We start from the raw sequence: 20,831 nt of genomic DNA, 5'->3' as shown, positions 1-20,831 counted from the left end.
GCCGGACGGCTGGCGGCGGCCGGCGCGGCGGGCTGCGGCCGGGTCGACTGCTGCTGCGGGACCGGCTGGGCGCGGACGGGCTCGGGCTCGTCGAAGCCGGCCGCGATGACGGTCACGCGGACCTCGTCGCCCAGGGCGTCGTCGATGACCGTGCCGAAGATGATGTTGGCGTCGGGCGCGGCGGCGTTGGAGACCAGCTGCGCGGCCTCGTTGATCTCGAACAGGCCCAGGTCGGAGCCGCCGGCGATCGACAGCAGCACACCGTGGGCGCCGTCGATGCTGGCCTCCAGCAGCGGGCTGGAGACGGCCATCTCGGCCGCGGCGACCGAGCGGTCGTCGCCGCGCGCGTGGCCGATGCCCATGAGGGCCGAGCCCGCCCCGGACATGACCGACTTCACGTCGGCGAAGTCGAGGTTGATCAGGCCGGGCGTGGTGATGAGGTCGGTGATGCCCTGGACACCCGAGAGCAGCACCTGGTCGGCCGCCTTGAAGGCGTCGAGCACGCTGACCTGCCGGTCGGAGATCGACAGCAGCCGGTCGTTGGGGATGACGATGAGGGTGTCGACCTCGGCGCGGAGATTCTCTATCCCGGCCTCCGCCTGCATCGCGCGCCGCTTTCCCTCGAAGGAGAACGGCCGCGTGACGACTCCTATGGTCAGAGCACCGAGCGACCGCGCGATGTTGGCCACGACGGGTGCGCCGCCGGTTCCGGTGCCGCCGCCCTCGCCCGCGGTGACGAACACCATGTCGGCGCCCTTGATGACCTCTTCGATCTCCTCGCGGTGGTCTTCGGCCGCCTTGCGGCCCACCTCGGGGTTGGCGCCGGCGCCGAGGCCGCGGGTGAGCTCCCGGCCGACGTCGAGCTTGACGTCGGCGTCACTCATGAGCAGCGCCTGGGCGTCGGTGTTGATGGCGATGAACTCGACGCCCTTGAGTCCCTCCTCGATCATCCGGTTGACGGCGTTGACTCCGCCACCGCCGATGCCGACTACTTTGATGACCGCGAGGTAGTTCTGCGGTGCTGCCACGACGAGGGGCCTTTCCGCTCGCTTACATATGTCCGTCACGGGCGGGTGCCCGCACTAGCCAACTCTCACCCTCAAGTTGAGATTTAGAGTTATGTCAACCTGAGGATTGATACGGACAGTAGGGTTGCGCCCCGCCAGGGTCAACTCACCGCGCCGCAACCGGCCCGGCGTGTCGCGAACAGGTCTCCTCAGCGTACGGTGACGACTTCCGGAGAGCTCACGTCGAAGGTGTCGGCCCGCTGGTTCAGCAGCCCGAGCAGGATACGGGTCTTGGCGACGGCGCGCTCGGGGCCTCCGAAGATCACCGTGCGGCCGTCGGAGAGCAGCAGGGTCACCGAGTCGGCCGTCTTGGCCTGCACCTCGTGGACCTTCCGCAGCAGGTGCTCGGGCAGCACGCCGAGGACGGTCAGCGCGGCCCGCACCACCGGGTCCTGCGGGTTGAGCTGCGGCAGCCGGACCACCGGCAGCCGGGGCGGGGCGACCGCGACGATGTCGAGCACGACCCCGAACCGGTCGACCACGGCCGACTTGCCGTTCATCGGCACCGAGGCCAGCGCGGTGCGCTCGCGGATGGTGATCGTGATCGTGCCGGGCCAGACCCGCTCGACCTTGGCCGACTCGACCTCGGTCACCGCCGCCACCCGGCCGCGGACGGCCTCCAGGTCGACCGTGGCCATCGGGGTGTCGAGGGGCAGCGCGGCGGCCCGCTCGATCTGGTCGGCCGGCAGCGCCAGCACGCCCTCGACCTTGATCTCCTTCACGCCCAGCACGGGCGACAGGAACACCAGCCAGCCCGAGACCGCCAGCGTGCCGCCGGCGATCAGGGCGGCGCTGGCGAACCGCCAGATGCCCGGCCGCTTCCGGGCCGCCCGCTCGGGTGCGGACGGCCGGTCGGCGAGGGTCTGCGCTTCGGCCGGGGTCACCGGGACCGCAGCTCCGCGACGATGCGGGGGCCGAGCTCGGTGACGTCGCCGGCGCCCATGGTCAGCACGATGTCGCCGGGACGGGCCCGCTCGGCGACCAGCGCCGGGACGTCCGCCCGGTCGGGCGCGTAGGCCACGTGGCCGGCCGGGAGGGTGACCTTCCCGGCCACCAGCGCGCCGGAGACGCCGGGCTCGGGGTCCTCGCGGGCGCCGTACACGTCGAGGACGATCGCCTCGTCGGCGAGGCCGAGCGCGGCGCCGAACTCGTCGGCGAAGAACCGGGTGCGGGAGTAGAGGTGGGGCTGGAAGACCGCGATGACCCGGCCCGCCCCGGCCACCACGTCGCGGGCGGCGCGCAGGTCGGCGGCCAGCTCGGTCGGGTGGTGGGCGTAGCTGTCGAAGACGGTGACGCCGTCGGCCTCGCCCTTGGACTCGAACCGGCGCTTGGCCCCGGTGAAGGCGGCCAGGCCGTCTCTGACCTCGTCGAACGGCAGCCCGAGGTCGAGCGCGACGGCGATGACGGCGGTGGCGTTGAGGGCGTTGTGGCGGCCGGGCACCGACAGGCGGACCGCGCCGTGGCCCTTCAGGGTGAACTCGACCCCGAGGCCGCGCGGCACCACGTCGGAGATGCGCAGGTCGGCGTCCTCGCCCTCGCCGTAGGTGACGACCTTCAGGCCGCGGGCGCGGGCGGCCGGGATCAGCGCGGCGGCGCCCGGGTCGTCGGAGCAGAGCACGACCGTCTCGCCGATCCGGTCGACGAAGCGGGCGAAGCTGTCGTAGACGGCCTGCGGGTCGCCGTAGTTGTCGAGGTGGTCGGCCTCGACGTTGGTGATCACGGCGATGCGCGGGGCGAGCATCAGGAACGAGCCGTCGCTCTCGTCGGCCTCGGCCACGAACGCCGCGCCGGTGCCCTCGTCGGCGCCGAGCCCGGTGGTGACGAGCTGGCCGCCGACGCAGTAGGACGGGTCGGCGCCGCACTTCTGCAGCGCCACGGTCAGCATCGAGGTCGTCGTCGTCTTGCCGTGGGTGCCCGCGATGGCCACCCCGGTCTTGCCGGTCATGACGGCGGCGAGCGCGGCGGCGCGCGGGATGATCCGCACGTTCTGCCGCAGCGCCTCCCCCAGCTCGGGGTTGGAGTCGCGGATCGCGGTGGAGACCACGACGGTGTTGACGTCGCGGATGTGCGAGGCGGCGTGGCCCACGTGGACCGTCGCGCCCAGCTCGCGCAGCTCGCTCAGCAGGTCGGAGCTGCGGGCGTCGCTGCCGGACACGGCCACCCCGCGCTTGAGCAGGATGCGGGCGATGCCGGACATGCCCGACCCGCCGATGCCGATGAAGTGGACCCGGCCGAGTTCCTCGGCGGGGATGGGCTCAACCAGTTTGACCAGACTCATCGGGCTGCGATCTCCAGAACCTTGCGGGCGAGCGTCACGTCGGCGTCCTTGCGTCCCATCCGGGCGGCGGCCTCCGACATGGCGGCTATCCGGTTCGGGTCGTGCAGGAGGGGCGCGAGCGTGCGCATGATCCATTCGGGGGAGAGCTCGGCGTCCTCGACCATCAGGCCGCCGCCCGCGCGCACGATCGGCTCGGCGTTCAGGCGCTGCTCCCCGTTGCCGTGGGGCAGCGGCACATAAGCGGCCGGCAGGCCCACGGCGGACAGCTCGGCGCAGGTCATCGCGCCGCTGCGGCACAGCACCAGGTCGGCTGCGGCGTAGGCCAGGTCCATGCGGTCGATGTAGGGCAGGATCACGTACTGCGGGTCGCCGGGCGGGGGCTCGACCTCGACGGTGTTCTTCGGGCCGATCACGTGGATGACCTGGATCCCGGCCCGCCGCAGGTGGGGCTCGGCGTTGAGGGCCGAGTTGTTGATCGAGCGGGCACCCTGGGAGCCGCCGAACACCAGCAGCGTCGGGCGGTCGCTCTCCAGCCCGAAGTAGGAGCGCGCCTTGTCGCCCAGCGAGAAGCGGTCGAGCGTGGAGACGTCCTTGCGCAGCGGGATGCCGACGTGCTGGGCGCCCGGCAGCGGGGTGTCGGGGTGGCCGGTGAACACGTGCTCGGTCAGCCGCGCGCCCAGGCGGTTGGCCAGGCCGGGCTTCGGGTTCGCCTCGTGGACCACGATCGGCACGCCCTTGCGGCGCGCCCCCAGGTAGCCGGGCGTGGCGACGTAGCCGCCGAAGCCGACCAGGATGTCGGCCCGCACCTGCTCCAGGATGTTCCCGGCGGCGCTGATCGCGCCGGCCAGCCGCCCCGGCACGGTGAGGAGCTGGGGCGTCAGCGCGCGGGGCAGCGGAACCGCGGGGACGAGCGCGAGCTCGTAGCCCCGGGCCGGGACCAGTCGCGTCTCCAGGCCGCGTTCGGTGCCGAGGCAGGTGATGCCGATCGACGGGTCGAACTGTCGGAGCGCGTCGGCCAGCGCCAGCGCCGGCTCGATGTGGCCGGCCGTCCCGCCGCCGGCGAGGACAACCCTCATGTCTCTCCCTTGTCGTGCTATGGACCTGTTCGCCCAGGGCGGTCAGGTCTTGAGGCCAAGCCAGCTTAGAGCCCGGGCGGCCGGGCCGGGGCCCCGTGCGGCCAAGGCCTCGGCGGCGCCCGGCTCGCGTTTGGCGAACGACAACAACATGCCAAGCGCGGCCAGCGTCGGCAACAGCGCCGACCCGCCGTAGGACACCAGGGGCAGCGGGATGCCGGTGATGGGCAGCGCCCCGATGACCGCGCCGATGTTCACGATCGCCTGCCCGCCGATCCAGGCCGTGCAGGCGGCGGCGGTCAGCCGGACGAACGGGTCCTTGGTCCGCACGGCCACCCGCAGCCCGGCGTAGCAGAGCAGCCCGAACAGGGCGATCACGGTGAGCGTGCCCATGAGGCCGAGCTCCTCGCCGAGGATCGCGAAGATGAAGTCGCTCTCGGCGTGGGGCAGCCAGTCCCACTTCTGCCGCGACGAACCGAGCCCCAGCCCGAACCAGCCGCCCGACCCCATCGCGATCTGGCCCTGGACGGCCTGGAACCCGGTCCCCTGGGCGTTGGCCCACGGGTCGAGCCAGCCGTCGATCCGGTCGGACCGGTATCCCTCGGAGGTGATCATGAAGACGGTGGCCATCGTGAGCAGGCCCAGGATGCCGGCGAAGAGCCGTACGGGAGCACCCACCACCCACAGCAGCGACAGGAAGATGATCATCAGCACCAGCGTGGTGCCGAGGTCACGGCCGATCATGACGAGCACGGCCAGGATCGCGACGCCCGGCATCAGCGGGATCAGCAGGTGACGCCACTCGATCATGCCGTTGCGGGCCTTGCGGGAGAGCAGGTCGGCGCCCCAGATCACCAGGGCGAGCTTGGCGGGCTCCGACGGCTGGATGGTCAGGCTGCCGATGTAGATCCAGCGCTGCGCGCCGAGCTCGGACGACCCGATGAAGATCGTCATCACCAGGCCGATGATCGCCAGCGCGAGCAGCGGATATCCGGCCAGCCGGAAGAAGCGCTGCGGGAGCCGGGAGCAGACGTACATCAGCGGCAGGCCGAGCGCGACCGACAGCGACTGCTTGAGGAACCAGTAGAACGGGTCGCCCATCATCTGCAGCGCCTCGATCGACGAGGCCGACAGCACCATCATCAGGCCGAGCGCCAGCAGCAGGGCGCTGCAGCCGAGGATCAGGTAGTAGGAGGTGAGAGGACGGCTCAGCAGCTCGCGCACGGTGGCGAGCTGGGTCGCCGCCCACGACGGGCGGCCCTGGGCCCTGGCCTGGGTCTGCTCCTCCGCCTCGGTGGCGGCGGTCACCGCGTTTCCAGGACGGCGCGCGCGAAGGCGTCTCCTCTCGCGCCGTAGTTGGCGAACATGTCAAGGGAGGCCCCCGCGGGGGCCAGCAGCACGGTGTCACCCGGGGAGGCGAGCCGGGCGGCTTCGGTGACGACACGGTCCATGACCCCAGTGTCTTCCCCACCGACCTCCACAACGGGAACATCCGGCGCGTGTCGCGCGAGCGCCTCGGCGATCCTGGCCCGGTCGGCGCCCAGCAGCACCGCGCCGCGCAGCCGCTTGGCGGAACTGACGACGAGTTCGTCGACGTCGGCGCCCTTGAGCTGCCCGCCGGCGATCCAGACGACCGACGGGTAGGCCGCCAGCGACGCCGCCGCGGCGTGCGGGTTGGTCGCCTTGGAGTCGTCGACGTAGTGGACGCCCTTCACCGTCGCCACGTGGGCGATCCGGTGGGGGTCGGGGGTGAACGCGGCCAGCCCCTCGCGCACCGCCCCGGCGGGCACGCCGTGGGCGCGGGCGAGCGCGGCGGCGGCCAGCGCGTTGGCGACGTTGTGCGGCGCGAACGGCGTCACATCGGCCAGGGTGGCCAGCTCGACCGCCGAGGTGTGCGGGTCGTCGCAGAAGGCGCGGTCGACCAGCAGGTCCTCGACGATCCCGAGCTCGCCCGGCCGGGGCACCTGGAGGGTGAACCCGACGGCGTCGTAGGGCTCGGCGAGCCGGGCCGACCAGGGGTCGTCGGCGTTGTACACGACCACGCCGGCGCCCGCGAAGATGCGGGCCTTGGCGGCGGCGTACTCGTCGAAGGAGCCGTGCCAGTCGATGTGGTCGGGCGCGACGTTGAGGATCGCGGCGGCGGCGGGGGCGAGGCTGGACGACCAGTGGAGCTGGAAGCTCGACAGCTCGACCGCCAGCACGGTGGTGTCGCCCGGGTCGAGGACGGCGTCGATGATCGGGGTGCCGACGTTGCCGACCGCGAGGGGCCGCTCCCCCGCCTTCTCCAGGATGGACGTCAGCATCCGCACGGCCGTCGTCTTGCCGTTGGTGCCGGTGAGGGCCAGCCACGGCGCAGCGCCCTCGTGACGCAGCCGCCAGGCCAGCTCGACCTCGCCGATGACCTCGATCCCGGCCCGCGCGGCCTCGGCCAGCAGCGGGTGGTCGGGCCGCCAGCCCGGCGAGGTGACGACCAGCTCCACCTTGTCGGGCAGCTCGGTGGCCTTCTCGACCCCCAGGTCCGCGAGCTCCTCGGGGAGCGGCCGGTCGGACTGCTCGACCACGACGACCCGCTCGCCGCCCAGGGCCAGGCCGCGCGCGGCGGCGGTGCCCGAGACGCCCAGCCCGGCGACGACGACACGGCTCACGTCTTGGGCATCCATTCCACGTAGAAGAGACCGAGCCCGGCCGCCGCGCAGAGCATGGCGATCAGCCAGAACCGGACCACGATCGTGGTCTCGGCCCAGCCCTTGAGCTCGAAGTGGTGCTGGAGGGGGGCCATCCGGAAGATGCGTTTCCTGGTCATCTTGAAGAACCCGACCTGGATGATCACCGAGGCGGTGATGACGACGGTCAGGCCCGCCAGCAGCAGGAGGAGGAGCTGGGTGCGGGTGGTGATGGCCAGGCCGGCGATCACGCCGCCGAGCGCCAGCGACCCGGTGTCACCCATGAAGATCTTGGCCGGCGGGGCGTTCCACCACAGGAAGCCGATCAGCCCGCCCAGCACCGCCGCCGCGACGACGGCCAGGTCGAGCGGGTCGCGCACGATGTAGCAGTTGGGCCCGAGGATCGCCGTCGTGCAGCTGTTGCGGAGCTGCCAGTTGCCGATGAGCACGTACGACGCCAGCACCACCCCGGTCGCCCCGGAGGCGAGGCCGTCGAGGCCGTCGGTGAGGTTCACCGCGTTGGAGAACCCGACGATCATGATGAGGACCCAGACGATGAAGCCGATGAGCCCGATCGGGGGGCCGAAGTCGCGCAGGAACGACAGGCGGGTCTCGGCGGGGGTGACCGCGTAGGCGTTGGGGAAGCGCACCACGAGGATCGCGAAGACGACGCCGACGATGAGCTGGCCGAGGGCCTTGGCGCCCGACCGCAGGCCCAGGCTGCGCTGCTTGTAGATCTTGATGAAGTCGTCGAGGAAGCCGACCACGCCCAGGCCCGTCATGAGGAAGAGGACGAGCAGCGCGGAGGCGGTGGGGGGCGAGGGGTTGGCCGACAGCATGGTGGCCAGGTGAGCGACGGCGTATCCGAGGAGGGCGGCGATCACGATGACCGTGCCGCCCATGGTGGGCGTGCCCTTCTTGTCGTAGTGGCCCTGGGGGCCCTCCTCGCGGATGTTCTGGCCGTATCCGCGCCGCCCGAACAGCCGGATCGCGAGGGGGGTGCCGAACATCGAGACGAGGAGCGCGACCGCCGCCGCGACGATGATGTCCCTCACCGGGCGTCACCCCCCAAAAGGGCCTCGGCGACCTTCTCCAGCGCGGCGGCCCTGGGGCCCTTGATCAACACGACGTCTCCCGGCGCGAGGCGGCCGGTGAGCTCGGCCACGGCGGTGTCGACGTCGGGGGCGTGGATCGCGCCCGGGGCGCCGGCGATGATCTGGTCGGCGTTCTCGCCCACCACCACGAGGGCCTCCAGACCGGCTCCCGCGGCCAGGTGGCCCACCCCCGCGTTGAGCTCGGGCGCGTCGTCGCCGAGCTCGCGCAGCGCGGCCACGACCGCGAACTTGCGGCGGTGGGCGGCCAGGGCGTGCATCGCGGCGAAGGCGGCGCGCATCGAATCGGGGTTGGCGTTGTAGGAGTCGTTGATCACGGTCACGCCGTCGGCCCGGTCGGTGACCTCCATCCGCCAGCGGCTGCGCGGCTCGGCCAGCGACAGCTCCTCGGCGATGGCGGCGACCGGCAGCCCCAGCTCGTGGGCGGCGGCCGCGGCGGCCAGCGCGTTCTCGACCGCGTGGGCGCCGTGCAGGCGGAGCGCGACGTCGGCCTCGCCCGCCGGGGTGACCAGGGTGAAGCGGGCCCGGCCCCGGTCGTCGAGGGTCTCCTCGACGGCGCGCACGTGGGCGCTCGCCGAGCGGCCGAAGTAGAGCACGCGGGCGGAGGTGCGCCCGCTCATCGCGGCGACCAGCGGGTCGTCGAGGTTGAGCACCGCCACGCCCGACGACGGAAGCGCCTCGGGCAGCTCGCCCTTGGCGGCCGCGATGGCCTCCTTGCCGCCGAACACGCCCAGGTGGGCGGTGCCGACGTTGAGCACGACCCCGATGGACGGAGGAGCGATTTCCGCCAGATAAGCGATATGTCCGGCGTTACGCGCGGACAGCTCCAGCACCAGGAACCGGGTGTCCTCGTCGGCCTTGAGCACCGTGAGGGGGTGTCCGATCTCGTTGTTGTACGACCCCACCGGCGCCACCGTTGGACCGATCCTGGCCGTCAGGCGGGCCAGCAGGTCTTTCGTCGACGTCTTCCCGGCCGAGCCAGTGACCCCGACGACGGTCGCCTTCGGCAGGTCGGTGACCACGGCGTGGGCCAGCCGGGCCAGCGCCGCCACGACGTCGCCGACCACGACGGCCGGCCCGTCGACCGGCCGGGACGCCAGCACGGCGGCCGCGCCCGAGGCGAGGGCCTGCGCGGCGAAGTCGTGGCCGTCGGCCCGCTCGCCCCTGATCGCGACGAACAGCGACCCCGGCTCGGCGGCCCGCGAGTCGATCACGACCGGGCCTCTCACGACGGCGCCCGGGTCGGCCTGGCCCGTGAGGGCGCCCGATGTGATCTCTGCGACCCGGCCCAGCGGCAACGGGATCATGCGTTCCTCCTGCTGATGGCGGCGGCGACCACTTCACGGTCATCGAACGGGATGACCTCGCCCGCGAAGTACTGCCCTTGCTCGTGGCCCTTCCCGGCCACGACGACCACGTCGCCCCGGCCGGCCCTGGAGATCGCCAGGTCGATCGCGGCGGCCCGGTCGGGCTCGACGAGCACGCGGGCGCGGTCTTCACGCGGCACGGCCAGCGCGCCGTCGAGCATCGCGGCGATGATCGCGAGCGGGTCTTCGCTGCGGGGGTTGTCACTGGTGAACACGGCCACGTCGGCCAGCCGCGCGGCGGCCTCGCCCATGAGGGCGCGCTTGCCGCTGTCGCGGTCGCCGCCGCAGCCGAGGACGATCGTCAGGGTACCGCCGGTGACCTCGCGCAACGCACCGAGCACCGACTCGACCGCGCCCGGTTTGTGGGCGTAGTCGACGATCGCCTGGAACCCGTCGCCGCCCGGCACCCGCTCCATCCGCCCCGGCACGCCCCGGAACGCGCTCACCCCCTGGACGGCGGTCGGCAGCGCGACCCCCGACTCCACGAGCGCCACGAGGGCGCCCAGGGTGTTGGCGACGTTGAACGGCCCCGGCAGCCCGACGGACACGTCGGCCTCGACCCCGCCCGGCCCGACGATCCGGAAGGAGCTCCCGTCGGCCCCGAGCCGGACGTCGGCCGCGCGCCACTCTGCGTCGGGCGCGCCCAGCGCGGAGAACGTGGTGACCGGGATCTTCACGAACCCGGCCAGCTCGCGGCCGTGCTCGTCGTCGACGTTGATCACGCCGAGACGGGAGAACTCCGGGGTGAACAGGCGCGCCTTGGCGGCGAAGTAGTCGTCGAAGTCCTTGTGGAAGTCGAGGTGGTCCTGCGACAGGTTGGTGAAGATCGCGACGTCGTAGAACAGGCCCTCGACTCGGCCCAGCGCGAGCGCGTGGCTGGAGACCTCCATCGTCGCGGCGGTCACCTTCTGCTCGCGCATCAGCGCGAACAGGCCCTGCAGGTCGCTGGCCTCGGGGGTGGTCAGCTCGGGGGTGACCACGACGTCGCCGGCGTGGATCTCGACCCCGCCGACCAGGCCGGTGCGGTGGCCGGCGGCGCGCAGCCCCGCCTCCAGCAGGAACGTGGAGGTCGACTTGCCGCTGGTGCCGGTGACCCCGATGACCGGGATGTCGGCGGCCGGCTGGCCGTAGACCCAGGCGGCGACCTGGCCGAGCACCGCGCGGGGGTCGGCCAGCACGAACACCGGGAGACCGGTCGCGGCGGCCATCTCGGCGCCGTCGTGGTCGGTCAGGATCGCGCTCGCGCCCGCGCCCATGGCGGCCGAGCTGAAGGTGGCCCCGTGGGCCGTCTTGCCCTGGATCGCGACGTAGAGGTCGCCCCGGCGGACCCGGCGGGAGTCGATCGTGACGCCGGTGACGACGCCACGACCGGCGCCGGCGACCGACTGCACGCCGAGCAGGGCCGTCAAGCCCGACAGCGGGCGCGGCGAACTGGAGGACGGGCGCATCTGCTGATCCGGGTGATTCCGGGCGGTGCGGTCGGGCTCGTTCACGGCGAGAGCGTATCGTTCCCGGTCACCGGAGAAGGCTCGTCGACCCGGTCGGCGGGATTTTCTTGGTCTTCAACGCAAAAGTCATGACTTCCTGGAAAACGGGCGCGGCGATCGTACCGCCGTAATGGTCTTTCTTCGGGTCCTGAATGACGGCCAGGGCCATCAGGCGGGGCGCGTCGGCGGGGGTGAACCCGACGAACGTCGCCGTATATCCGCAGTATCCGCCACATTTGGTGTCGTAACGCATGGCGGTTCCGGTTTTGCCCGCCACACGATATCCGTCGATCGCGGCGGCGGCGCCGGTTCCGTCGGCTCCGGTGACGGCCTTCTCGAGCATCCCGCCGAGCTGGCGGGCGGTCAGCTCGCTGATCACCCGGGTCTGCTTCGGCGGGGCGGGCGGGACGAGGTGGCCCTTCTCGTCGGTGGTGCCGGCCACGATCGAGGGGGTCAGCCGCACGCCGCCGTTGGCGATGGTCTGGTAGACGCTGGCCATCTGGAGCGCGGTTACGGAGATGCCCTGGCCGTACATGATCGTGCAGCGCTGGGAGCCGCTCCACTTCTGCCAGTCGGGCAGCAGGCCGGCCTCCTCGGCGGGGATGCCGCCGCCGCTCTTGGAGCCGAAGCCGAAGGCCGTGAACATGTTGTGGAGCCGCTGGTCGGTGATCTTGGTGCCCGCCATGATCGTGCCGACGTTGCTCGACTCCTCCAGGATCTGGGCGAAGGTCATCTGCTCGGTCTTGTGGGGGTGGGCGTCGCGGAGCACCTTGTCGGCGCACTGGATGTTGTCGGGCACCGTGAAGATCGTCGACGGCGCGACCACGCCCGCCTCCAGCGCGGCGGCGGCGGTGATGACCTTGTTGGTCGACCCTGGCTCGAACACGTCGGTGGCGGCCTTGTTCCCCCGGTCCTCGGCGGAGGTGGCCTGCCAGTCGCGCAGGTCGACCTCGGGCGCGTTGGCCATGGCCAGGATCTGGCCGGTCGTGACGTCCATGACGATGACGCTGCCGCTGCGCGCCCCGACCGCCTTGACCTGCTTGGCGATCGCCTCGTAGGCGGCCCACTGGATGTAGCGGTCGATCGTCAGCCGCAGGTCGCGTCCCGGCACCGGCGCGACGCGGGTGCTGCGGGTCATCGGGATCCGCTCGCCGGCCCGCCCCATCTCGATGCTCTGCTGGCCGTCCTTGCCGGCCAGCGTCTTGTTGTACGCCTGCTCCAGACCCTCCAGCCCGAACCCGTCGTCGCCGACGAACCCGACCAGCCCGCCGGCCAGCGTCCCGCCGGGATAGAGCCGCCGGTACGTCGGCTTGGAGCCCACCCCCCGGAAACCCATGCCCATGATCTTGCGGGCGACCAGCGGGTCGACGTCCTTGGCCACGACGAGGTAGCGCTTCTCGACCTGGGCGAGCTTGGCGGCGATGCCGTCCTTGGGCTTGCCCAGCTCGCCCGAGAGCTTGGTGGCGATCAGGTCGCGCTGCTCGGGCTTGACCTCCTTGGGGTCGAGATAGATCTCCCGCGCGTCGGCCGTGACGGCCAGCTCGTTGCCGTTGACGTCGAGGATCGACCCCCGCTTGGCCGGGAGCACCTCGGGCCTGACCCGCTGCTCGGCCGCCTTGGCCTGGAACGTCTTGGAGTTGAGCCCCTGGAGCTGGACCAGCCGCCCGGCGAACAGCGACAGCACCACGGCCATGGCCATGAGCGCGATGTTGATCCGCCGGCGCGGATTCCCCAGCCGCAGCACGGCCGGACGCGGCGGCGGGACCGGCCGGCGCGGCGGCCCACCCGGACCGCCACCCGGGCCACGGCGCGGCGGGCCGTCGCCCTCGCGCCCCCGGAGAGGCCGCTCCCCCGGCCGGGGCGGCCGGACCGGCTTCTCACCGGGCCGCAGCGGCCGGTCACCGGCCCGCAGAGGCTTATCAGCGGACCGCAGGGGCCGGTCACCCGGCCGCAGGGGCTTCTCGCCGGCCCGCGACGACCGGTCGTCGGGCCTGGCCGGCCGCCCGGCCGCGTCCCGGCCGCGGGAGGGCCCGTCGCCGGGGCGGCCACCGGCCGCGCGGGCGTCGTCACGGGGGCGTCCGTCGCGGAAGCGGGCGTCGCCCTCACGGGACCGGCCGGAAGCGCCGTCGTCGCGACGGCGTTGATCGTCGGCCGGGCGGCCCTTCCTGGGACCGCCCGGTTCGGTGTCGGCGTCGCGCGGACGGCCCGCCTCGTCGGGGCGCCGGGGCCGTCCCGGGCCGTCGGCACGGCCAGGATGGGAACCGGAACCCGAGGCGCGGCGGCCGTCACGGCCCCGGTCGCCGGGGCCACCCGGCCGTCCGGGGGACGGTGGGCGGCCGCCGCCACTGCTCACTGCTCGGTGCTCCCCGTCTCAGCGTTGGGCTCAGTGCGACCCGAAGTGGTGGGCTCGGGGTCGGTGACCGACGGCGACTGACCGCCGCCGACCCACTTGGGGGCCGTCTCGTCGGGCGACACGCCGTGCTGGACGCCGCTCTTGGCGACGGCGTCGGGCTGACGCCTGGCGCGGATGTCGCTCTTCACGTTGTCGGCCTGCTGACGCAGCTGCTCGTTCACCCGGCGCAGCTCGTTGTGCTTGAAGGAGTCCTGCGCGAGCACGGTGTTGAGCAGCAGCAAGCTGACGAGGCCACCGCCGAGCAGACCGACGACGAGCATGACGAACGGAGCCCTCGGCGGACGCCGCCGCTCGGCCGGCGGCTGCGGCGCGCGACGGGCGACCGGGGTCTCCGGCCGGGCCACCGGGCGGGCGTGGGTGACCGGCCCGCGCGGACGACGCCGGACGTCGGGCCGGGCGTCCGGCTTGACGTCGGTCTTCGGGTCTTTCACTGGGGTCGTGCCAGGGCTCATCGTCGGCCTCATCCTTGGCGGATCCTCTCTGCCGCCCGCAACCGGGCCGAGGCGGCCCGCGGGTTGCGGGTCAGCTCGTCGTCGTCGGGGAGCTCGGCTCCCCTCGTCAGGTGGCGGAACCGGGGCTGGTGAGCCTCCATCGGGACGGGCAGCCCGGGAGGGCCTGTTTCCCTGGTTCGCGCCGCGAGAACCTGCTTGGTCAGCCGGTCCTCCAAGGAGTGGTAGGAGAGCACGACGACGCGCCCGCCCACCGCCAGCGCGTCGAGCGAGGCGGGCAGGGCCACGTCGAGGGCGGCCAGCTCCGCGTTCACTTCGATGCGCAACGCCTGGAAGGTTCGTTTCGCCGGGTTGCCGCCGGTCCGGCGGGTCGCGGCGGGGATCGCCTCACGCACGAGGTCGGCGAGGCGCTTGGTCGAGGTGATCGGCTCGACGGCCCGCTCCTTGGCGACCCGGTCGGCGATCCGCGCGGCGAAGCGCTCCTCGCCGAAGTCGCGCAGCACGCGGGCCAGGTCGCGCGGCGCGTACGTGTTCACCACGTCGGCGGCGGTCAGTTCCTGGTCGCGGTCCATGCGCATGTCGAGGGGCGCGTCGTAGGAGTAGGCGAAACCGCGGTCGGCCTCGTCGAGCTGCGGCGAGGAGACGCCGAGGTCGAACAGCGCGCCGTCGATGACCGGCCGGCCCGCTTCGCGCAGGACGCCGGGAAGATCGCTGGAGACCGCCCGGACGATCGTCGTGCGGCCGGAGTAGGGCGCGAGGCGCTCGGTCGACATCTCGATGGCGTAGGGGTCGCGGTCGATGCCGATGAGGTGGACGGTGGGGTGGGCGGCGAGGATCGCCTCGGCGTGGCCCCCCAGTCCCAGGTTGGCGTCGACGACCACCGGGGACGGCCCGGTGAGCGCGGGAGCCAGCAGCTCCAGCACCCGCCCCAGCAGCACCGGAACGTGTCCACCGGTGTTCTGGTCGATCATTCGTCGTACACCCCCATGTATAAATGCCGCTTCTGGGCTCGCGGTAGCGCGGCCCCCGTCGGTCAGACAGTCCCCACCCTCGACCGGCTGTGCCGCCGAGAATCATGGCGGAGAGCCGACCCGTCCGGCCAGGTCCCCATCCGCGAACCGCGTCTCGTGGCACCTGACACCGGGGAAGGTGCATCAGGTACCCGGCGGGCGGGTGGAGACCTCGCCGAACGTCACCGACGGGTCATTGGAAAGGTCACAGGATCCCTGGCAACACCTCCTCGGAAAGGTCGGCGAATGCCTGCTCCTGGTCGGCGAGATAGGCCTCCCACGCCGGGGCGGCCCAGATCTCCAAGCGGGTGTTGGCGCCGATGACCACGCAGTCACGGTCGAGCCCGGCGTACTGGCGCAGGCCGGGCGGGATGGTGACGCGCCCCTGTTTGTCGGGGGTCTCATCGGAGGCACTGGCGAAGAAGACGCGGCTGTAATCGCGGACGGCCTTGGCGGTCACCGGCGCGGTGCGCAAAGCCTCAGTGATGCGCTGGAACTCCTCTACGGGGAAGACGTAGAGGCAGCGCTCCTGGCCTTTGGTGATCACAAGACCCTCCGCCAGCTCCTCGCGATACTTCGCCGGCAGGAACAGCCGTCCTTTGTCATCGAGGCGCGGGTGGTGAGTGCCGAGGAACATCGGCTTCACCTCCCGTGCCATGGGGAACACGAAGCCCTACGGCCACGGCCCTCCACTGGGCTCCACCATACTCCACTTCTCTCCACCGTCAACTGATTCAAACGGTATGACGATCTCGTTTATCGGACGTTTTCGCAGGTCAAATGCGGTGGTGCGAAGTGGGGCGGCGGAGCGGCGCGGGCGTGTCGCGTCCCGGGCTTATCAGCAGCTAGAGGGTCAAGACGCGCGCCGGCGTGTCACGGAATCCGAACGGGCGTACCACACGACCAAGACCACGTAGCACGACACTGTGGGCAGTTCACCCGTCTTTCTGCACAAAGTCGCCCGAGAACCATGTGCGGCATAGTCTCGGTACACACAATGGATAACAAATGGCAAACCCCCAGCAATACGGCACGCCCTTGGAGGCCCGGTGGCAGTAACTCACGGCGTCGTTGACGAGGCCGGCTCGGAGAGTCTGGACGAGCTGGTCGAGGTCGCACACCGGATCCGGGAAGCGATCGAATCCGTCATCGAAGGCAAAAGCGATGTGGTGCGGCTGACGCTGACCGTGTTGCTCGCCGAAGGTCACCTTCTCATCGAAGACGTACCGGGGGTGGGGAAGACGATGCTCGCCAAGGCCCTGGCGAAGTCGATCGACTGCCCGATGCGCCGGGTGCAGTTCACCCCCGACCTGCTGCCCTCCGACATCACCGGCGTGAGCGCCTACAACCAGCAGACCCGCGAGTTCGAGTTCAAGCCCGGACCGGTGTTCGCCAACATCGTGGTCGGCGACGAGATCAACCGGGCCTCGCCGAAGACCCAGTCGGCCCTCCTGGAGTGCATGGAGGAGCGCCAGGTCACCGTCGACGGCGTCACCCACCCGCTCGACGCGCCGTTCATGGTCATCGCGACCCAGAACCCGATCGAGATGGAGGGCACCTATCCCCTGCCCGAGGCGCAGCGCGACCGGTTCACCGCCAAGATCGCGATGGGCTACCCCGAGCCCGCCGCCGAGCTGGAGATGCTCGACGTGCACGGCGCCTCGCAGCCGCTCGACAAGCTGGAGCCGGTCGCCACCACCGCCGAGGTGAAGGGCCTGATCCAGGCGGTCCGCGCGGTCTACGTCTCGCAGCCGGTGAAGAAGTACGCCATCGACCTGGTCCACGCCACCCGGCAGAGCCCCGACCTGCGGCTGGGCGCCTCCCCGCGCGCCACCCTGCAGCTCGTCCGGGCGGCCAGGGCGCACGCCGCGCTCTCCGGGCGCGACTACGTGATCCCCGACGACGTGCAGGACCTCGCGGTTCAGGTCCTGGCCCACCGCCTGCTGCCCAGCATGGAGGCCCAGGGCCAGCGGCGGCTGCCCGAGCAGGCCCTCGCCGAGCTTGTGCGCCGTGTCCCGGTGCCCGACACGAAGTAGGACTCCTCTTTATGACCGGACTCAGGGCGCTCACCGCCCGGGGCAGGTCGTTCCTCGCGTCCGGGATCGCCGCCCTGGTGTGCGCCTTCCTGCTCGGGGAGCACGACCTCGTCCGCGTGGCGATCCTGATCGTCGCGCTGCCGCTGCTGGCCGTCATGGTCGTGGCGCGGACCCGTTACCGGCTGAGCTGCGCGCGCCGTCTCGACCCCTCCCGGGTCGAGGCCGGCAACGACAGCACGGTCACGCTGCGGCTGGAGAACGTGACCCGGCTGCCCACCGGCCTGCTCCTCGTCGAGGACACGCTGCAGTACGCCCTCGGCACCCGCCCCCGGTTCGTGCTCGACCGGGTGGAGGCCAAGGGGATCCGCGAGATCGACTACAAGGTGCGGTCGGACCTGCGCGGGCGTTACTCCATCGGCCCTCTGTCGGTGCGCATCACCGACCCGTTCGGGCTGGTCGAACTGGCCCGCACGTTCACCGCGACCGACTCCCTCGTGGTGATTCCGCAGGTCGTCCCGCTGCCGTACGTGCGCCTGTCCGGAGAGTTCGCGGGCGGGGGCGACAGCCGTACACGATCGGTGGCCGCCGCGGGCGACGACGACGTCGCGCCGCGCGACTACCGGCAGGGCGACGATTTGCGCCGCGTCCACTGGCGTTCCACCGCCCGCTACGGCGAGCTGATGGTGCGGCGCGAGGAGCAGCAGTGGCAGAGCCGCGGCGCGCTCCTGCTCGACACGCGGCGGCCCGCCCACCGGGGCGAGGGGCCGCGCTCGTCGTTCGAGGTCGCGGTCTCGGCGGCGGCCTCCATCGGCGTGCACCTCGCGCACGAGGGCCTCGGGCTGCGGCTGGTCACCGACCAGGGGGCGCAGCCGCTCATGGAGGGCGGCGTGCAGGCCTCCCTGCTCGACACGCTCGCGGTGGTGCGCAACAGCCAGTCGCGGTCGCTGTCCAACGGCATCGCCGGGCTGCGGCAGGGCGGCGGCGAAGGACTGATCGTGGCGGTGGTCGGGGCGCTCGACCTCGACGACGCGCAGGCGCTGGCGCGGCTGCGGCACGGCCACATGACCGGCGTCGCGGTGCTGCTCGACGTCGCGACCTGGGAGGGCGGGAGCGCCGACGTGGTCTCCCCCGAACACGAACAGGCGCAGGCCGTGCTGGCCGCGGGCGGCTGGCGGGTGCTGCGGCTGCCCGCCGGGACCTCGCTGGCGACGGTGTGGCCGGACGCCGCGTACAAGAGGAGTGCCGCGTGATGCGACTGCCCATCGCGTCGGGGGCCGCCACCGGTGCCGTCGCGCTCACTCTCTATCCGCTGTTCTCCGAGGGCTCGTGGTTCTGGGCGACGCTGGGCGTGCTGCTCTGCACGACCGCGGCGGCGGTGCTGGTGTCGCGGTTCGCGCAGCCGGCGTTCGCCGCGCCGATCGCGATGGCGCTGGCCGCGATCGTGTTCATGACGGTCGCCTTCGCCCACGACGAGGCCTGGTGGGGGTTCATCCCCAACTTCGACTCCACCGCGCGGATCGCCGAGCTGATGGCGGGCGGCTGGGACGAGATCCAGAAGTTCGCCGCGCCGGTCCCGTCGACCACCGGCATCAGCCTGCTGACCGCCGGCGGCGTCGCGTTCATCGCGATGCTGGTCGACGCGTTCGCGGTGCGGGTGCGCCGGGCGGCCCTGGCGGGCCTGCCGCTGCTCGGGCTGTTCACCGTCCCGGCCGCCGTTTTGAACGAGCCGATCGCCTGGCCCGCGTTCGTCATCGGCGCGCTCGGTTTCGTCGGCCTGCTGGTCTCCGACGGGCGCGAACGGGTCTCCCACTGGGGGCGTGCCGTGCTGGTACGCCGTTCGCGCACGACCACCACCACGCCCGACGCGGGCAAGCTCGTGCTGTCGGGCAAGCGCATTGGGGTCACCGCCGTGGCGCTGGCCATCGGCCTCCCGGCGCTGATCCCCACGCTGACGCCCAACCCGCCGTTCGGGTTCGGGGTGGGCAACGGCCTGGGGCCGGGCGGCCGCAACGTCGGCATCCCCGACGCCATCGCCAAGCTCAGCGGGCAGCTGTCGCATCCGGTGAACGCGCCGGTGCTGACGTACACGTCCAAGGACGACGTGCCGCGCTACCTGCGCATCTACTCGCTCGACGAGTTCGACGGGCAGCAGTTCAAGTCGAGCTCGCTGCGCGGGCGGCCCGAGGACCGGGTGAGCGAGAGCGTCATGCCGCCCCCGCCGGGCCTGTCGGTGACGACCCCGGGCGTGGCCACCGACCAGACCATCACGGTCAGCGAGGACATCGAGGAGCTGCGGTTCCTGCCGCTGCCCTACCCGGCCACGCAGGTCATCGCCGACGGCGACTGGCGGGCCGACCGCAACACGCTCATGGTGTTCTCCACCGAGGACGACGCGGCCGGGCTGGAGTATCAGGTCATCGGCAAGGACGTGCGGCCCGAGCCGGAGATGCTGGAGAGCGCGCCGCAGGCGCCGATCGACGTGCAGGGCCGGTTCCTGACGCTGCCCGCCGACATCGACCCCGCGGTGGTCGACCTGGCCGCCCAGGTCACCCAGGGCGCCACCTCCGACTACCAGAGGGCGGTGATGCTGCAGGAGTTCTTCACCAGGACCGGCGGCTTCACCTACGACCTGCAGACGAGGGGGTCGGGGCTGAACGCGCTGACCGACTTCCTGCTGGTCGGCAAGGCGGGTTACTGCGAGCAGTTCGCCAGCGCCTTCGCCGTCATGGCGCGCATCCTGGGCATCCCGTCGCGGGTGTCGATCGGCTACACCGGCGGGACCAAGTCGGAGGGCCGGTGGATCGTCCGGACCCACGACGCGCACGCCTGGCCGGAGCTCTACTTCGAGGGCGCCGGATGGCTGACCTTCGAGCCGACCCCGTCGGGCGGGCTCGGGCAGGCGACGGCACGGGTGCCGTCGTACACGCTGCCGCAGTCCGACTCGGCGACCCCCTCCCCCGGGGCGTCGGCCAGGCCGTCGAGTGACCCGGCGGCCTCGCCGGGCGCCAACAGCCCGGCCCGGGGCATCGACAACGCCGAGCGCGAGCTCGGGCCGACCGGTCTGCCGGCGGCCGAGGAGACGCCGCTCTGGGTGAAGATCGGCATCGGGGTGGCCGTCGCGCTGCTGCTGTCGCTGATCCCCGCGCTCATGCGGGCGGTGCTGTGGCTGTGGCGGCGGCGGGTGCTCAACCGGGCGGCGGCCGTGCCGGACGAGGAAGTGCCCGTAGTGCGGCCGGGGAAGGACGACGAGGACGACGGCTGGGGCGGCGGCGAGGTGATCGGCGGCGAACCCGTCGCCAAGAGGCCCGTTTCCGTCTGGGCCGCTCCCGAGGAGCCGGTCGCGCCCCCGCCGCAGGAGAACGCCTTCGCGGCCCCGGCTGTGGAGGCGGCGTGGGCCGAGCTCTGCGACACGCTGATCGACCTGGGCATGCCCAAGGCGGGCAGCGAGACGCCCCGGGCGCTCGGCCGGCGGCTGACGGCGGCCTACCCGCTCGACACCGAGGCGGCCAAGGCACTGACCAAGATCGCCACCAGCGAGGAGAAGCTGCGCTACGCCCGGACCCCCGGCGAGATCACGCCTCTGGTCGACGACCTGAAGGCGGTCAGGCGGGGGCTGGCGGCGTCGGTGTCACGGGGGCGGCGGATCGCGGCGGTGCTGGCGCCCATGTCGGCGCTGCTGCGGGTGCGCGGCCTCGGGGAGCGGATCCTGGACGGGTTCGACCGCCTGGAGGGCATCCGGTTGCGGCCGTCGCGGAAGGAACGCGAGACCGCGACCCCGGACGACGTGCTGGAATCCCAGGTGGGGTCGCGGCGGTAACGAGGAAACAAACGAGCGGGCTCGGGGTGTGTCAGCCCCGGGCCCGCCGTGTTCCCACG

The 20,831-nt window shown here is 72.2% G+C and carries 16 protein-coding genes; 3 read left to right on the top strand and 13 right to left on the bottom strand.

The features are described 5' to 3' along the window. From ftsZ to mraZ, 13 genes are all read right to left on the bottom strand, one after another. Window positions 1-1,028: cell division protein FtsZ (ftsZ, locus tag AW270_RS28465; RefSeq protein ID WP_061299164.1), on the bottom strand; the 1,028-nt coding region annotated here is incomplete at its 3' end. Between the two features lie 188 nt (window positions 1,029-1,216). After that, window positions 1,217-1,951, bottom strand: coding sequence for a cell division protein FtsQ/DivIB (locus AW270_RS28460; RefSeq protein WP_061299163.1), 735 nt, complete (start codon window positions 1,949-1,951; stop codon window positions 1,217-1,219). Beyond that, the gene (gene murC / locus AW270_RS28455) at window positions 1,948-3,345 is read right to left on the bottom strand and encodes a UDP-N-acetylmuramate--L-alanine ligase (RefSeq protein WP_061299162.1); all 1,398 of its coding nucleotides are present in this window, start codon (window positions 3,343-3,345) and stop codon (window positions 1,948-1,950) included. The genes AW270_RS28460 and murC overlap by 4 nt, the downstream gene beginning before the upstream one ends. Further along, window positions 3,342-4,421, bottom strand: a complete 1,080-nt coding sequence (gene murG / locus AW270_RS28450) for an undecaprenyldiphospho-muramoylpentapeptide beta-N-acetylglucosaminyltransferase (protein WP_061299161.1) — start codon at window positions 4,419-4,421, stop codon at window positions 3,342-3,344. The genes murC and murG overlap by 4 nt, the downstream gene beginning before the upstream one ends. 42 nt (window positions 4,422-4,463) lie before the next feature. Then, on the bottom strand, window positions 4,464-5,726 hold the full coding sequence (gene ftsW, locus AW270_RS28445; protein WP_061299160.1) for a putative lipid II flippase FtsW: 1,263 nt from the start codon (window positions 5,724-5,726) through the stop codon (window positions 4,464-4,466). Beyond that, on the bottom strand, window positions 5,723-7,078 hold the full coding sequence (gene murD, locus AW270_RS28440; protein ID WP_061299159.1) for a UDP-N-acetylmuramoyl-L-alanine--D-glutamate ligase: 1,356 nt from the start codon (window positions 7,076-7,078) through the stop codon (window positions 5,723-5,725). Before murD ends, ftsW begins: the two co-directional genes overlap by 4 nt. After that, entirely contained in the window at window positions 7,060-8,136 is a 1,077-nt protein-coding gene (gene mraY / locus AW270_RS28435) for a phospho-N-acetylmuramoyl-pentapeptide-transferase (RefSeq protein WP_061299158.1), read from the bottom strand. Before mraY ends, murD begins: the two co-directional genes overlap by 19 nt. Continuing rightward, on the bottom strand, window positions 8,133-9,500 hold the full coding sequence (locus AW270_RS28430; protein ID WP_061299157.1) for a UDP-N-acetylmuramoyl-tripeptide--D-alanyl-D-alanine ligase: 1,368 nt from the start codon (window positions 9,498-9,500) through the stop codon (window positions 8,133-8,135). The genes mraY and AW270_RS28430 overlap by 4 nt, the downstream gene beginning before the upstream one ends. Continuing rightward, window positions 9,497-11,008, bottom strand: coding sequence for a UDP-N-acetylmuramoyl-L-alanyl-D-glutamate--2,6-diaminopimelate ligase (locus AW270_RS28425; protein WP_061299184.1), 1,512 nt, complete (start codon window positions 11,006-11,008; stop codon window positions 9,497-9,499). The genes AW270_RS28430 and AW270_RS28425 overlap by 4 nt, the downstream gene beginning before the upstream one ends. 67 nt (window positions 11,009-11,075) lie before the next feature. Then, entirely contained in the window at window positions 11,076-12,791 is a 1,716-nt protein-coding gene (locus AW270_RS28420; RefSeq protein WP_500784464.1) for a peptidoglycan D,D-transpeptidase FtsI family protein, read from the bottom strand. 605 nt (window positions 12,792-13,396) lie between these two features. Then, the gene (gene ftsL / locus AW270_RS28415) at window positions 13,397-13,912 is read right to left on the bottom strand and encodes a cell division protein FtsL (protein ID WP_157522758.1); all 516 of its coding nucleotides are present in this window, start codon (window positions 13,910-13,912) and stop codon (window positions 13,397-13,399) included. A gap of 8 nt (window positions 13,913-13,920) precedes the next feature. Continuing rightward, complete coding sequence (gene rsmH, locus AW270_RS28410; RefSeq protein WP_061299154.1) at window positions 13,921-14,880, bottom strand: 16S rRNA (cytosine(1402)-N(4))-methyltransferase RsmH; 960 nt, start codon at window positions 14,878-14,880, stop codon at window positions 13,921-13,923. Between the two features lie 244 nt (window positions 14,881-15,124). Continuing rightward, window positions 15,125-15,556 carry a division/cell wall cluster transcriptional repressor MraZ gene (mraZ, locus tag AW270_RS28405; protein WP_061299183.1) on the bottom strand — a complete coding sequence of 144 codons (432 nt, stop codon included), beginning with the start codon at window positions 15,554-15,556 and terminating at the stop codon, window positions 15,125-15,127. Between the two features lie 412 nt (window positions 15,557-15,968). Here mraZ and AW270_RS28400 point away from each other — a divergent pair, with 412 nt between their 5' ends. Genes AW270_RS28400 through AW270_RS28390 form a run of 3 tightly spaced genes read left to right on the top strand, consistent with a single transcriptional unit; the run spans window position 15,969 to window position 20,772 of the window. Next, a complete protein-coding gene (locus AW270_RS28400; protein WP_061299153.1) occupies window positions 15,969-16,955 on the top strand; it encodes an AAA family ATPase in 987 nt (328 codons plus the stop codon). 11 nt (window positions 16,956-16,966) lie between these two features. Continuing rightward, on the top strand, window positions 16,967-18,205 hold the full coding sequence (locus AW270_RS28395; protein WP_061299152.1) for a DUF58 domain-containing protein: 1,239 nt from the start codon (window positions 16,967-16,969) through the stop codon (window positions 18,203-18,205). Further along, complete coding sequence (locus tag AW270_RS28390) at window positions 18,205-20,772, top strand: transglutaminase TgpA family protein (RefSeq protein WP_061299151.1); 2,568 nt, start codon at window positions 18,205-18,207, stop codon at window positions 20,770-20,772. Before AW270_RS28395 ends, AW270_RS28390 begins: the two co-directional genes overlap by 1 nt. Window positions 20,773-20,831 lie beyond the last annotated feature (59 nt).

The sequence above is a fragment of the Herbidospora cretacea genome, assembly GCF_001570605.1.
Classification (GTDB): domain Bacteria; phylum Actinomycetota; class Actinomycetes; order Streptosporangiales; family Streptosporangiaceae; genus Herbidospora; species Herbidospora cretacea.
This window is presented reverse-complemented; position numbering and strand designations above follow the sequence as displayed.